This is a genomic window from Microbacterium sp. NPDC055683, from assembly GCF_053617895.1.
This window is the reverse complement of sequence record NZ_JBSHGQ010000031.1, coordinates 1-12,827: the sequence shown is the minus strand read 5'-3', so window position 1 is coordinate 12,827 and position 12,827 is coordinate 1. Positions and strand designations below refer to the sequence as shown.

At 73.2% G+C, this 12,827-nt stretch carries 11 protein-coding genes; 6 read left to right on the top strand and 5 right to left on the bottom strand.

Annotated features, from left to right (window positions below; all coding sequences use genetic code 11):
- Positions 1 to 51 precede the first annotated feature (51 nt).
- Positions 52 to 1,065: an LOG family protein gene (locus ACWGPF_RS12270; RefSeq protein ID WP_452333089.1), complete on the bottom strand. Its 1,014-nt coding sequence runs from the start codon at positions 1,063 to 1,065 to the stop codon at positions 52 to 54.
- Positions 1,062 to 2,822 carry a proline--tRNA ligase gene (locus ACWGPF_RS12265; RefSeq protein WP_452333088.1) on the bottom strand — a complete coding sequence of 587 codons (1,761 nt, stop codon included), beginning with the start codon at positions 2,820 to 2,822 and terminating at the stop codon, positions 1,062 to 1,064. The genes ACWGPF_RS12270 and ACWGPF_RS12265 overlap by 4 nt, the downstream gene beginning before the upstream one ends.
- 169 nt (positions 2,823 to 2,991) lie before the next feature.
- Here ACWGPF_RS12265 and ACWGPF_RS12260 point away from each other — a divergent pair, with 169 nt between their 5' ends.
- Positions 2,992 to 4,434 carry an RNB domain-containing ribonuclease gene (locus tag ACWGPF_RS12260; RefSeq protein ID WP_452333087.1) on the top strand — a complete coding sequence of 481 codons (1,443 nt, stop codon included), beginning with the start codon at positions 2,992 to 2,994 and terminating at the stop codon, positions 4,432 to 4,434.
- A 12-nt stretch (positions 4,435 to 4,446) separates the two neighbouring features.
- On the opposite strand, the gene ACWGPF_RS12255 is transcribed toward ACWGPF_RS12260, so the two are convergent.
- Positions 4,447 to 5,031: a TetR/AcrR family transcriptional regulator gene (locus ACWGPF_RS12255; protein WP_452333086.1), complete on the bottom strand. Its 585-nt coding sequence runs from the start codon at positions 5,029 to 5,031 to the stop codon at positions 4,447 to 4,449.
- Positions 5,032 to 5,098: 67 nt separating this feature from the next.
- Between ACWGPF_RS12255 and ACWGPF_RS12250 the strand changes: the two genes are divergently transcribed.
- Positions 5,099 to 5,695 (top strand): NAD(P)H-dependent oxidoreductase, encoded by a 597-nt coding sequence (locus tag ACWGPF_RS12250; protein ID WP_452333085.1) that lies wholly within the window; start codon positions 5,099 to 5,101, stop codon positions 5,693 to 5,695.
- 9 nt (positions 5,696 to 5,704) lie between these two features.
- Complete coding sequence (locus tag ACWGPF_RS12245) at positions 5,705 to 6,391, top strand: alpha/beta fold hydrolase (protein WP_452333084.1); 687 nt, start codon at positions 5,705 to 5,707, stop codon at positions 6,389 to 6,391.
- 12 nt (positions 6,392 to 6,403) lie between these two features.
- Here ACWGPF_RS12245 and ispG read toward each other — a convergent pair whose 3' ends face one another.
- Positions 6,404 to 7,534, bottom strand: coding sequence for a flavodoxin-dependent (E)-4-hydroxy-3-methylbut-2-enyl-diphosphate synthase (gene ispG / locus ACWGPF_RS12240; RefSeq protein ID WP_345439885.1), 1,131 nt, complete (start codon positions 7,532 to 7,534; stop codon positions 6,404 to 6,406).
- 233 nt (positions 7,535 to 7,767) lie between these two features.
- On the opposite strand from ispG, the gene ACWGPF_RS12235 reads away from it, so the two are divergent.
- The gene (locus ACWGPF_RS12235; RefSeq protein ID WP_452333083.1) at positions 7,768 to 9,708 is read left to right on the top strand and encodes a chorismate-binding protein; all 1,941 of its coding nucleotides are present in this window, start codon (positions 7,768 to 7,770) and stop codon (positions 9,706 to 9,708) included.
- 220 nt (positions 9,709 to 9,928) lie between these two features.
- Here ACWGPF_RS12235 and ACWGPF_RS12230 read toward each other — a convergent pair whose 3' ends face one another.
- Positions 9,929 to 11,245 carry a M50 family metallopeptidase gene (locus ACWGPF_RS12230; protein WP_452333082.1) on the bottom strand — a complete coding sequence of 439 codons (1,317 nt, stop codon included), beginning with the start codon at positions 11,243 to 11,245 and terminating at the stop codon, positions 9,929 to 9,931.
- A 63-nt stretch (positions 11,246 to 11,308) separates the two neighbouring features.
- Here ACWGPF_RS12230 and ACWGPF_RS12225 point away from each other — a divergent pair, with 63 nt between their 5' ends.
- A complete protein-coding gene (locus tag ACWGPF_RS12225; RefSeq protein ID WP_452333081.1) occupies positions 11,309 to 11,896 on the top strand; it encodes a hypothetical protein in 588 nt (195 codons plus the stop codon).
- Positions 11,897 to 12,058: 162 nt separating this feature from the next.
- On the top strand, positions 12,059 to 12,796 hold the full coding sequence (locus ACWGPF_RS12220; protein ID WP_452333080.1) for a YcnI family protein: 738 nt from the start codon (positions 12,059 to 12,061) through the stop codon (positions 12,794 to 12,796).
- Positions 12,797 to 12,827: the final 31 nt, after the last annotated feature.

The window sequence follows — 12,827 nt, the reverse complement described above, 5'->3', positions numbered from 1 at the left end:
TACCGGATGACCGGGAGCGGCGGCTGTGCGTCGTCGCCCCGGGCGCGCCGGTCAGCGCGCGGAGGCGAGCCCGTTCACGGCGGCGATGAGGCGGTGGAGCGATCCGACCTCGCGTCGACGCAGGTGCAGGGCGAGACGAGGGAGGTCGACGTGGTCGTCGTCGGCGACCTCGGGAGGGAGCGCCGCGACGCGCTCGATGCGCCCCTCGGCGAGGAGCGCGCCGAACGTGGCGTCGAGCTCGGCGACCTCGGCGTCGCTCGGCTCGTGCCGCAGCCGCAGCACGAGGCGCTCGCCGACCCACCGGAGGGAGTGGTAGTTGCGCCAGAAGCCGGTGATCTCGGCGATCGCCTCCTCGGCGGAGTCCGTGAGGAGCACGCGGTCGAAGTCGCCGGGCGAGATGACGCCGGCCGGCTCGAGCTGCTCCGTCACGAAGGACTCCAGTCCGCGCCAGAAGCGGCCGCCGGGGGCGTCGAGGAGGACGATCGGCATGGGCTCGGCCTTGCCGGTCTGCTGCAGCGTGAGGAGCTCGAACAGCTCGTCGAGCGTGCCGAACCCGCCCGGAAGGCAGATGAATCCGCTCGACTCCTTCACGAGCATGAGCTTGCGCGTGAAGAAGTACTTCATCTCGACCGAGCGGCTGTCGTCGGCGACGCCCTCCGCCTTCTCCTCGAACGGGAGGCGGATCGACACGCCGAGCGCGCGCTCGTCCCCCGCGCCCTCCGCGGCCGCGCGCATGATGCCGGGGCCCGCGCCCGTCACGACCATCCAGCCGCGTTCGGCGAGCGCGGCCGCCGCATCGCGCGCCTGCCGGTAGAGGGGGTCCTCCGGCCGCGTGCGCGCGGATCCGAAGACCGTGATCTTGGGGACGCCCGCATAGGGCTGGAACAGCCGGAACGCGGAGCGCATCTCGGTGACGGCGGACGCCGCGATCTTCAGATCGAGCCGGGACGTGCCGTCCTGCCCGAGCTGGAGCGCGGCCCGCAGCATCCGCTCGACGAGGCCGCGATTCGCCGTGATGCCCGCCGCGTCGAGGAGTGCGGCGAGGTCGTCGTCGACCGTCGTCATCGGGTGGCCGTGAGGCGCGCGACGGCCTCTTCGACGGGGACCACCTCTCGCTCGCCCGAGCGCCGGTCCCACAGCTCGACCTGGCGGTCGGCCGCGCCGCGGCCGACGACCACGAGGCGCGGGACGCCGATGAGCTCGGCGTCGCCGAACTTCACGCCGGGAGAGACCTTCGGACGGTCGTCGTAGAGCACGTCGAGACGCGCGCCCTCGAGCGCGCCGGCGAGCTCCTCGGCGAGCGCGAACGCCTCGTCGCCCTTGCCTGTCGCGACGACGTGCACGTCGAACGGGGCGACCGCCTCGGGCCAGATGAGGCCGCGGTCGTCGTTCGAGAGCTCGGCGATGATGGCGAGGATGCGCGTGACGCCGATCCCGTAGGACCCCATCGTGACGGTCGCGAGCTTGCCGTTCTCGTCGAGCACCTTGAGACCCAGCGTCTCGGCGAAGAAGCGGCCGAGCTGGAAGACGTGGCCGATCTCCATCCCGCGCGCGAGCTCGACGGGGCCGGAGCCGTCGGGCGCGGGGTCGCCAGCGCGCACGTTCGCGATCTCGACGACGCCGTCCGCGGCGAAGTCGCGGCCGGCGACGACGGAGTGCGCGTGCTTCTGGTCGATGTTCGCGCCCGTGATCCACACGGTGCCCTCGCTCACGCGCGGATCCACGAGATAGCGGATGCCGGTGGCCGACTCGGAGCCGAGCACGGCGCCCGTCGGCGACCACGGCCCGATGTAGCCCTTCACGAGGAGGGGGTGCCGCTCGAAGTCCTCGGGCGTCGCGGTCTCGACCTCTGCGGGGGCGAAGGCCACCTCCGCGCGCTTCTCGTCGACCTCGCGATCTCCCGGGATGCCGACGACGACGAGCTCGCGCGTGCCGTCCAGGTGGGTGAGGGCGAGCACGACGTTCTTGAGGGTGTCGGCGGCCGTGTACTCGCCGTCGAGCACGGCGTTGGAGTGCGCGACGAGGGTCTCGATCGTCGGCGTGTCCGGGGAGTCGAACACGGTCGCCTCCGGCACGGCCGAGAAGTCGACGGCGTCGGGGACGGCGGTCGTGAAGGCCTCGACGTTGGCGGCGTAGCCGCCCGCCGAGCGCACGAACGTGTCCTCGCCGACGGGCGTGGGGTGCAGGAACTCCTCGCTGCGCGCGCCGCCCATGAGCCCGTTGTCGGCGTTGACGATCACGTACTCGAGCCCGAGGCGCTGGAAGATGCGCTCGTAGGCGTCGCGCTGCGCCTGGTAGCTGTCTTCCAGCCCGGCGTCGGAGACGTCGAAGGAGTACGCGTCCTTCATCGTGAACTCGCGCCCGCGGAGGAGGCCGGCGCGCGGCCGGGCCTCGTCGCGGTACTTGTCCTGGATCTGGTAGATCGTGAGCGGCAGGTCCTTGTACGAGGAGTACAGGTCCTTCACGAGCAGCGTGAACATCTCCTCGTGCGTCGGCGCCAGGAGGTAGTCCGCGCCCTTCCGGTCCTGCAGGCGGAAGATGCCGTCGCCGTACGACTCCCAGCGGCCCGACTGCTCGTACGGGTCGCGCGGCAGCAGCGCAGGGAAGTGCACCTCCTGCGCACCGGCGGCCGTCATCTCGTCGCGGATGATCGCCTCGATGCGCGCCTTCACCCGGAGGCCGAGCGGCAGCCACGTGAAGATGCCGGGCGCCGCCCGCCGGATGTAGCCGGCGCGCACGAGGAGCTTGTGGCTCGCGACCTCCGCCTCGGCGGGGTCCTCTCGGAGCGTGCGGACGAAGAGCTTCGACAGACGGGTGACCACGATCCCCCAGTCTAGGCCCGCGCCCTTCCGCGCCCCCGACACGCGAGACACAACGCAGGAGTTTTCTCCGCGGCGGATGGCCGTCCCGCGTGGTTCTGCGGTTCCCGTCGCGTCGGCCGGCCGGATCTCCTGCATCGTGTCCCGGCGGACGCGCGCCTAGGCTGACGCCATGCCGGCCCGTCGCACCCGACTGTCCCCGTCCGCCGTCCGGACCGAGCTCGCGGACTCCCTCGCCGCGCTCCGCCGAGACCTCGAGCTGCCGGAGTCGTTCCCGCCCGAGGTGCGGTCGGAGGCGGTCGCGGTATCGGCGGGCCCCGCGGTCGACGGCTCCGATCGCGAGCGCATCGATCTGCGGGACGTCGACTTCCTCACGATCGACCCCGAGGGGTCGCGCGACCTCGACCAGGCGATGCACATCGCCCGCGACGGCGACGGCTTCGTCGTGCGCTACGCCATCGCCGACCTCGCGGCGTTCGTGCGCCCGGGAGGCGCGATCGACCGCGAGGCGCGGCGACGCGGGCAGACGCTGTACGCCCCGGACGGCTCGATCCCCCTCCATCCCGAGGAGCTCTCGCACGGCGCCGCATCGCTCCTGGCGGGCGAGGACAGGCGCGCGTACGTCTGGACCTTCGCGCTCGACGCGCGCGCGGCCGTCCGCTCCCCCGCGTCGATCGAGCGCGCGTGGGTCCGCTCGCGACAGCAGTGGACCTACCGCGAGGCGCAGACGGCGCTCGACGACGGCACCGCGCCTGTCACCATCGCCCTGCTCGGCGTCGTCGGGCCGCTCCTCGTGGCACAGGAGGCGCAGCGCGGTGGAGCGAGCCTCAACACGCCGGAGGAGGAGGTCGTGGACGGGCCGGCGGGGTACGCGCTGCGTCGGCGCGTGCCGCTGCCGATCGAGGAGTGGAACGCGCAGATCTCGCTCCTCACGGGGATGGCCGCCGCGGCGCGCATGCTCGCGGCGGGCAAGGGCGTCCTCCGGACCCTGCCGCCCGCCGACGAGGATGCGCTCGCGCAGTTCCGCCGCAAGGTCGAGCTGCTCGGGCGGCCGTGGGACGACTCCCTCGCGTACGGCGAGTACCTCCGGCGGCTCGACGTGGACGACCCCGTCACGGCCGCCGTGCTGCAGGCGGCCACCGCGCTCTTCCGAGGTGCCGACTACGCGGTCTTCCTCTCCCCCGCCGAGGTGCCGGAGCACGCAGCGCAGGCCGCCATCGGCGCACCGTACGCGCATGTCACGGCGCCGTTGCGGCGCCTCGTCGACCGCTTCGCGCTGCGCGCCTGCATGGGCGACGTCGACGTCGAGGCGCTGCCCGCCCTCCCCGAGGCGATGCGCCGGTCCTCCGCGCTGGCGTCTCGGCTCGAGAACGGCGCCGTCGACCGTGTCGAGGCGGCCGTGCTGCACGCCGGCGATGTGCACGACGCCGTCGTGCTCTCGGAGGCGAAGAGCGGCGTGCGCGTGCAGATCGCCGAGCCGTTCGTCACGGCGACGGCGGATGGCACGGCGCCGGCGGGCGCGCGCGTGCGGGTGCGCGTGGTCGCCACCGACATCGCCGCCGGCACGGTGTCGCTCGCCGTGGTCGAGGAGGATCCGGGCGAGGACGGCGCGTAGGAGCCGGCGCGCTCAGCCGGCGCGCACGAGCGCGACGAGCGCATCGATGCCGGGGGCGGCGGCATCACGCGGGAGGTGGCCCGCGACGACGAGGTTGGCGAGACCGTGCGCGAGACCCCACACGCCCGCGACGGCTGCGGCGCGCGCCGCCTCGTCGAGCTCCGGGTCGACCTCTCCCACGACGTCGGCGATCAGCTCTTCGTTGGCGCGGATCAGCGGCGCCATGGTCCCCGAGGGAGCCCCGGGAACGCACACCTCGGGGTCGAAGACGAGGGCGAAGCCCTGAGGGTGGTCGGCGGCGTAGTCGACGTAGGCCACCGCCATCGCACGCAGGCGCGACGCTCCCGGCGGCGACGCGGAGGCGGCGGCGCGCTGCGCGTCGAGCAGGGCGGACATGTGCCGTTCGGACAGCCGCTTCAGCAGCGCCTGGCGGTCGGCGAAGTGATGGTACGGCGCGTTGTGGCTCACCCCCGCACGGCGTGCGACCTCGCGCAGGCTCAACGTGGCGGCGCCGCTCTCGCCGAGGAGCGCATCGGCGGCCTCGAGCAGGGCGGCGGCCAGCGCGCCGTGGTGATAGCGGCCACCCGATGTTGACATGCGCAAGATCGTAGCTATCTTGATAGTGTCCAGATATCTGGGCACTGTCCATATCAAGGGAGCCGCCATGTCCGCCCTCGTCATCGACGGCCATCCGTCACCCGAATCGCTCACCGCCGCGCTCGCCCGCGGATACGCACAGGCGCACGGCGACGCCACGCTGCTGGCGCTGCGCGACCTCGCGTTCGACCCCGTGCTGCGCGCGGGCTACCGCGGGGTGCAGGAGCTGGAGCCCGACCTCGAGCGCGCTGTGTCCCTCCTGCTCGCCGCCGACCATCTCGTCGTCGCCACCCCGGTGTGGTGGGCGTCGACCCCCGCACTGCTCAAGGGGTTCTTCGATCGCGTGCTGTTGCCGAAGACCGCCTACCGCTACCGGTCCAACGGACTGCCCGAGGGCCTGCTGACGGCGAGGTCGGGGCGGATCCTCCTCACGAGCGACTCCCCCCGCTGGTTCCTGGCGTGGACGGGAGATCCGGCGACGCGCCAGGTGCGCGATCAGACGATGCGGTTCTGCGGCGTGCGCGGCGTGCGCGCCACGCGGTTCACGGCGGTCCGTCGCGCGGACGCCGCACGACGGGATGTCTGGCTCGCATCCGTCGAGCGCCTCGCGCGCCGCGACGCCCATCGCGCACGCACCGTCGCGGATGTCGGCGCTCGCCGTTAGCGTCGGGGCATGGAGATCATCCTCGTCCCCGGACTCTGGCTCGACGCCGATTCGTGGAGCGCCGTGACCCCGGCGCTCGAGGCCGCGGGGCACACGCCGCGGCCCCTCACCCTGCCCGGGGTCGGCGACCCCTCACCCGACGGCATCGGCATCGCCGACTGGGTCGACGCCGTCATCGCGGAGATCGACGCGGCGGACGCGCCCGTCGTGCTCGTGGGCCACTCGGGCGGCGGCAACGTCGTCTGGGGCGCGGCCGACGCACGGCCCGCGCGCGTCGCGCGCGTCGTCTTCGTCGACACCGTGCCGCCGCCGCCCGGTGCGGGCATCTCGGAGTTCCCCGTCGATGGCGGCATCGTGCCGTTCCCCGGCTGGGACTTCTTCCCAGACGAGGACGTGCACGACCTCGACGCGGCGACCAGGGCGCGCACCGAGCCGCTCACGCGCAGCGTTCCGGCGCGCGTGCCGACCGACGCCATCCGCCTCGCCGACCCGCGCCGGCACGAGGTGCCGGTGACGCTCCTCATGGGCGGGATGGACGAGCGCGCCTTCCGCGCGGAGATCGCGCAGTGGGGCGCCTACGCGGCCGAGTTCGACGCGATCGCCGACAGCGAGGTCGTCCGCATCGGGTCGGCGCACTGGCCGCAGTTCACGCGGCCAGAGCGCCTCGCCGAGCTGATCATCGCCGCGGTGCGCTGACCCCGAAGACCGTCAGACGGTGACGACCTGCGCGGTGCCGGTGGCGGCATCCGGGCCCATCTCGTCGGCGATGCGGTTCGCCTCCTCGATGAGGGTCTGCACGATCTCTGCCTCGGGGACGGTCTTGATGACCTCGCCCTTCACGAAGATCTGGCCCTTGCCGTTGCCCGACGCGACGCCGAGGTCGGCCTCGCGCGCCTCGCCGGGGCCGTTCACGACGCAGCCCATGACGGCGACGCGCAGCGGCACGGTCATGTCCTTGAGTCCCTCAGTGACGTTCTCGGCGAGCGTGTAGACGTCGACCTGCGCGCGTCCGCACGAGGGGCACGACACGATCTCGAGCTTGCGCTCGCGCAGGTTGAGCGACTGCAGGATCTGGTGGCCGACCTTGACCTCCTCGGCCGGCGGAGCCGACAGCGAGACGCGGATGGTGTCGCCGATGCCCTCCGACAGGAGGATGCCGAACGCCGTGGCCGACTTGATCGTGCCCTGGAACGCGGGGCCGGCCTCCGTCACACCGAGGTGGAGCGGCCAGTCGCCCCGCTCCGCGAGCTGGCGGTAGGCCTTGACCATGACGATCGGGTCGTTGTGCTTCACCGAGATCTTGAAGTCGTGGAAGTCGTGCTCCTCGAAGAGGCTCGCCTCCCAGACGGCCGACTCGACGAGCGCCTCGGGCGTCGCCTTGCCGTACTTCTCGAGCAGACGACGATCGAGCGAGCCGGCGTTGACGCCGATGCGCAGCGAGACGCCGGCGGCCTTCGCCGCCTGCGCGATCGCTCCCACCTGGTCGTCGAACTTGCGGATGTTGCCGGGGTTCACGCGCACGGCGGCGCACCCCGCGTCGATCGCCTGGAAGACGTACTTCGGCTGGAAGTGGATGTCGGCGATGACGGGGATCTGGCTCTTCGCCGCGATGATGTGGAGGACGTCGGCGTCGTCCTGGCTCGGCACCGCGACGCGGACGATCTCGCATCCCGACGCCGTCAGCTCGGCGATCTGCTGCAGCGTCGCGTTGATGTCGGTCGTGGGCGTCGTGGTCATCGACTGCACGCTCACGGGAGCGTCGCCCCCGACGAGCACCTTGCCGACCTTGATCTGCCGGGACTTCCGTCGCGGGGCGAGGGTCTCGGGAACACGGGGCATACCGATGTTGACTGCGGGCACGTGCTCCAGCGTACGCGCGCACGGTGGGTGAGGGCTGGATGGCCGTGGCCGCGCCGCGCGCTGTGGTAGTTTCGGCGCATGCTCGCGAACCTCTCCTGGTGGCCCGCCCGATAGGCGGACCCTTTCGCGAACCACGATTCGACCGCCCAGTTCAACCGGATGGGGCGGTCTTTTCCGTATCAGGGCGGCCCCGCCCAGAGGGAGTACCACGCATGACCGGGCCCACCGCCCTCGCCCCCGCCTCGGCCGACCTGATCGCACGGCTGGCCGCCGACCCCGCCTCCTCGTTCGCGCTCATCGTGCGCGAAGGGGGCGCCGCCGTCGAGGTGCTCTCCGGAGCGCTCTCCGACGTCGAGCTGCTGGGCGACATCCCGCTGCAGGACGCCGACGGCACCCCGCGCGAGGTGCTCGCGCTCGTGCCCTTCCGCCAGGTGCGCGAGCGCGGCTTCGCCGCCCACGACGACGGCGCACCGCTTCGCTGCCTCCTCGTCGACGCGCACGTCGCCGTCCCCCTCGACGAGGCCGTCGCCGCGCTGCCGAGCGAGACCATCCCCCTCGCCGACGCGGGCTTCGACCTCGCGGACGCCGAGTACGCCGACATCGTGCGCCGTGTCATCGCCGACGAGATCGGCCAGGGCGAGGGCGCGAACTTCGTCATCCGCCGCGACTACGTGGCGGGCGTCGACGCCGACCCCCGGATGGCCGCGCTGACGTGGTTCCGGGCACTCCTCGAGCACGAGCGCGGCGCGTACTGGACGTTCGCCGTCGTCACGCCCGGGCACGTCGCCGTCGGCGCGAGCCCCGAGGCGCACGTGAGCGCCAGGGACGGCGTCGTCACGATGAACCCCATCTCCGGCACGTTCCGCCATCCCGCCGGCGGCGCGACCGTGGAGACGCTCACCGAGTTCCTCTCCTCGACGAAGGAGACCGAGGAGCTCTTCATGGTCGTCGACGAGGAGCTCAAGATGATGAGCGCCGTCTGCAGCGACGGCGGTCGCATCACGGGGCCGCACCTCAAGGAGATGTCGCGACTCACGCACACCGAGTACGTGCTCCGGGGGCGCTCGCGGCTCGACCCACGCGACATCCTCCGCGAGACGATGTTCGCCCCCACGGTGACGGGCTCGCCCATGCAGAACGCCTGCGCCGTGATCCAGCGCCACGAGCGCACGCCGCGCGGGTACTACTCGGGTGTCGCGGCGCTCTTCACGCCGAACGCCGAGGGCGGGCACGACCTCGACGCGCCCATCCTCATCCGCACCGCCTACCTCGAGGACGGGCGCCTGCGCGTACCCGTGGGCGCGACGCTCGTGCGGCACTCCGACCCCTACGGCGAGGTGAGCGAGACGCACGGCAAGGCCGCGGGCGTACTCGGCGCGATCGGCGCCATCCCCCGTGCCATCACGATCGTCCCCGACGATGATGAGCCGGCTCCGGCCCGACGCCTCGCCGACGACGAGGGCGTCGCGACGCTGCTCGCCTCCCGGAACGCGCGCCTCGCGCCGTTCTGGATGCAGGAGCAGGCGGGCGCTCCCGACGCACGGCCGTTCGCCGGCCGCCGTGCCGTCGTGGTCGACGCGGAGGACCGCTTCACGACGATGCTCGCGCACCAGCTGCGCCACCTCGGCCTCGACGTCGAGATCGTGCACTGGAGCGACGCCTCCCCCGAGGTCGTCGACGCCGCCGAGCTCATCGTGTCGGGTCCCGGCCCCGGCGACCCCCGCGATGAGGCGAGCGCCCGCATCGCGCGCATGCGCGAGGTCGTGCATGCGCGGCTCGCGGGGCACCGGCCGCTCCTCGCCGTGTGCCTCAGCCACCAGATCCTGTCCGACCGGATCGGAGTCTCGCTCGCACCGCTCGCGAGCCCCCACCAGGGGCTGCAGCTGACCGTCGACCTGTTCGGCGAGGACGCGTCGATCGGGTTCTACAACACCTTCACGTCGCGCGTGACGCCGGGCGTCACGCAGCTGACGCCGAGCGAGACGCGCTGCGGCGGGGTGGGAGCCGTCGAGATCGCCGCCGACCCCGCGACGGGCGACGTCTACGCCCTGCGCGGCGCCGGGTTCGCGTCGGTGCAGGGCCACCTGGAGTCGATCCTGTCGCGCGACGGCATGCGCACCCTCGAGCGCCTCGTGGCGCACGCGCTGCGCTGAGCGGAGTGCCGCGGGGGACGGACGCGGGTGCGCGTCGGGGTTTCGCCGCGTTTCGGGGCGAAACCCGCGCCGGGGGCCCCGCAACCCGGCGCCCCGCGCCCGCGCCCACCCCCCCCCCCCCCGCCCACGGGTGTAAATTTGGGCGGCGGTGGGTTTTGCGGCGTTTTGGGGGCCAAACCCGGCGCGGGTCCCCGCAAACGGGGGCCACCGGCGCCGTCGCTCAGCCGCCGAGCAGCTGCACAGGGTTGAAGATGTCGGCGGCGAACAGCAGGGCGCCCATGCCGACGAGCAGCACGACGACCACGAGCGTCACCGGCACGAGCTTCGTGGCGTCGGTCGGCTTCGGCTCGGGCCTGCCGAGAAGCTTCGCGACCGCGCGGCGCAGACCGTCCCACAGCGCGATGAGGATGTGCCCGCCGTCGAGGGGCAGCAGCGGCACGAGGTTGAACACGAACAGCGCGATGTTGAGCGACGCGAGCAGGCTCATCATGACGGCGATGCGGTCGAGCACGGGGGCGTCGGTCGCCGCGACCTCGCCGGCGAGCCTTCCCACTCCCACGACGCTCATGGGGCCGTCGGCATCGCGCTCGCCGCCCGTGAACAGGTCGTACGCCGTGTCGTACAGGCGCGCGGGCAGGTTCGCGACGATCTGCACGACGGCGCCCACGTTCTCGAAGGCCGTCTGCGGGCCGACCCAGATCGGCTCCTGGATGCGCGCGACGGTCGCCGTCACCCCGGCGTAGCCGACCGTCTCGACCGATGTCGTGCCGTCGTCCGCCGTGACCTCGACCTGGTTCTCGACGGGGGTGAGCGTGAGCGCGATCTCCGAGCCCTCGCGTTCGACGACGACCGGGATGGCGTCGCCCGGGTGCGCCTGGATGATCGCGGACGCGTCCGCGAAGCTCTCGACTTCGGTGCCGTCGAGCGACACGAGCACGTCGCCCGGCAGGATGCCGGCCGCATGCGCCGGCGCCTCGGCGTCCGCCGCCGAGCACTCCGTCGCCGTCGACCCCGCGGGCAGCACGCACTCCGCGACCTGCGAGACGGTCGTCGTCGCCTGCTGCATGCCGATGCCGCTGAACAGCACCGCGAACAGCACGACCGCGAGCACGAGGTTCATCACCGGACCGCCGAGCATGATGACGACGCGCTTCCACACGGGGAGCCGGTGGAACGTCCGCGACTCGTCGACGCCGTCGAGCGTCTCGGCGTTCGCCGCCTGCGCATCCTGCACGAGCGTCGCGTACATGCGGCGCCCTCGCGCGGCGCGCACCGTCGAGGCGCCTTCTGCGACCTGGGCCGGCGGGTACATGCCCGCCATCGAGATGTAGCCGCCCACGGGGAGCGCCTTGATGCCGTACTCGGTCTCGCCGCGCCGCCGCGACCAGAGCGTCGGCCCCATGCCGATCATGTACTGGCCGACGCGCACTCCGAAGAGCTTCGCCGGCACGAGATGCCCGACCTCGTGCAACGCGATCGACGCACCGAGGCCGATGACCATGACGACGACGCCGACCACGAAGAGGAGCACATCCACCCCGCCACGGTAGCCCTCGCCGCCTATGAATGCGCGCAGAGGCGCGTCGCCTATCCTGGAGCCGTGAACCCGCGGCAGTTGCGCGTCCTCCGTGGCGCATCGGCATCCGCCGCCGCGACCCTGCTCGCCGCCGTGTCGCACACGTTCGGCGGCGGCGCTGCCCCCGCTCCCCTGCTCGTCGTCGGGATGGCCGCGCTCCTCGCGCTGCCGGCGGCGGCCCTCATGGGGCGGCGCCTGAGCCTTCCCCGCCTCGCCGCCACCACGACGATCACGCAGGGGGCGTTCCACGTCGTGTTCGCCGCGCTCGGCGCTCCCTCCTCGGCCGCGGCCGTGCACTCGGCTCACGATCACGATGCGCACCTCGCGGCTCTCGCGACCGAGCACGCGTCGCTCGCCGCGCAGACGGATGGCGCCATGCTCGTCGCGCACGCCGCCGCCGCGCTCGTCACGACCGCGCTGCTCTGGCGCGGGGAGCACGCGGTGCGCGCCATCGCCGGATGGGCGCGCGCCGCCATCCGGCGCGTGCCCGTCGCGGTCGCCCCGCCCGTCGCCGTCGCCCCGGCGGCTGTCGCCGCCGAGCCGACGCGCCCCGCGAGCCGCCTCTTCCACGACGTCCGCCTCCAGCGCGGCCCTCCGCTCGCGTTCTCCTGAGCCCCCTTCCTGCGGCCCGTGCGACGGCTTCGCCCGTCCCGGTCGCAGTCCGCGTCCCCGACCACCGGTTTCGGGACGCTGATCGCCACCTGGGCGACGGACATCGTCGCCGGGTGGGTTCATGGCGCAGCCGCGCCCTCTTCCGACTCTCCAGGAGAACCCATGTCCTTCACCCCCGCACCCCTCCCCTCCGCGCCCCTCGACGCAGCGCCCCGCATCCGCCGTCGCCGCGCGATCCGCCTCGCCGCGGGAGCGGCCGCCGCGTGCGCGCTCGTCGTGGCCGCGCCGCTCGCCGCCCAGGCGCACGTCACCGTCACGCCGGATGCCCCCGTCGCGGGCGGCTACGACGTCCTCACGTTCGCGTTCTCGCACGGCTGCGACGAGTCGCCCACCACGCAGCTCGTGATCTCGATGCCCGACGAGGGTCTCGACTCGGCGACTCCGACCATCCAGGCCGGATGGACGATCGACGTCGCGCGCGACGCGTCGACGGGTCTCGTCGACGCGATCACGTACACGGCCGACGAGCCGGTGCCGAACGCCATGCGCGCGGCCGTCGAGATCTCGGTCGCCTACGCCGCCGACGCTCCCGAGACGCTCGCCTTCCCCGTGGAGCAGATCTGCGAGGACGGGTCGACGTCGTGGTCGGAGCTCGCCGAGGACGGCGAGGACCCGCACGCCCTCGACGCCCCCGCCCCCGTGGTGACGCTCGCCGAGGCGGCCGACACGGCGGCTTCGGACGAGACGTCGCACGCCGACCACGAGACGGCGTCCGCGACGGCCTCTGCTGCGGCGGACGCTGACCCCCTGCCGGTCGCGCTCGGAGCGGGCGGCCTCGTCGCCGGCGTCGCCGCGCTCGTCGTGGCCGTGCTCGCCTACCGCCGCGGAGCGCGCCGCTGACGCGGTGAGGCGGGGCGCGCGGCTCTCGCGC

Coding starts and splice junctions, on each gene's coding strand:
- ACWGPF_RS12235 (WP_452333083.1), top strand. CDS start 7,768: ATGACCGGGCCCACCGCCCTCGCCCCCGCCTCGGCCGACCTGATCGCA.
- ACWGPF_RS12250 (WP_452333085.1), top strand. CDS start 5,099: ATGTCCGCCCTCGTCATCGACGGCCATCCGTCACCCGAATCGCTCACC.
- ispG (WP_345439885.1), bottom strand. CDS start 7,534: ATGCCCCGTGTTCCCGAGACCCTCGCCCCGCGACGGAAGTCCCGGCAG.
- ACWGPF_RS12255 (WP_452333086.1), bottom strand. CDS start 5,031: ATGTCAACATCGGGTGGCCGCTATCACCACGGCGCGCTGGCCGCCGCC.
- ACWGPF_RS12260 (WP_452333087.1), top strand. CDS start 2,992: ATGCCGGCCCGTCGCACCCGACTGTCCCCGTCCGCCGTCCGGACCGAG.
- ACWGPF_RS12245 (WP_452333084.1), top strand. CDS start 5,705: ATGGAGATCATCCTCGTCCCCGGACTCTGGCTCGACGCCGATTCGTGG.
- ACWGPF_RS12220 (WP_452333080.1), top strand. CDS start 12,059: ATGTCCTTCACCCCCGCACCCCTCCCCTCCGCGCCCCTCGACGCAGCG.
- ACWGPF_RS12270 (WP_452333089.1), bottom strand. CDS start 1,065: ATGACGACGGTCGACGACGACCTCGCCGCACTCCTCGACGCGGCGGGC.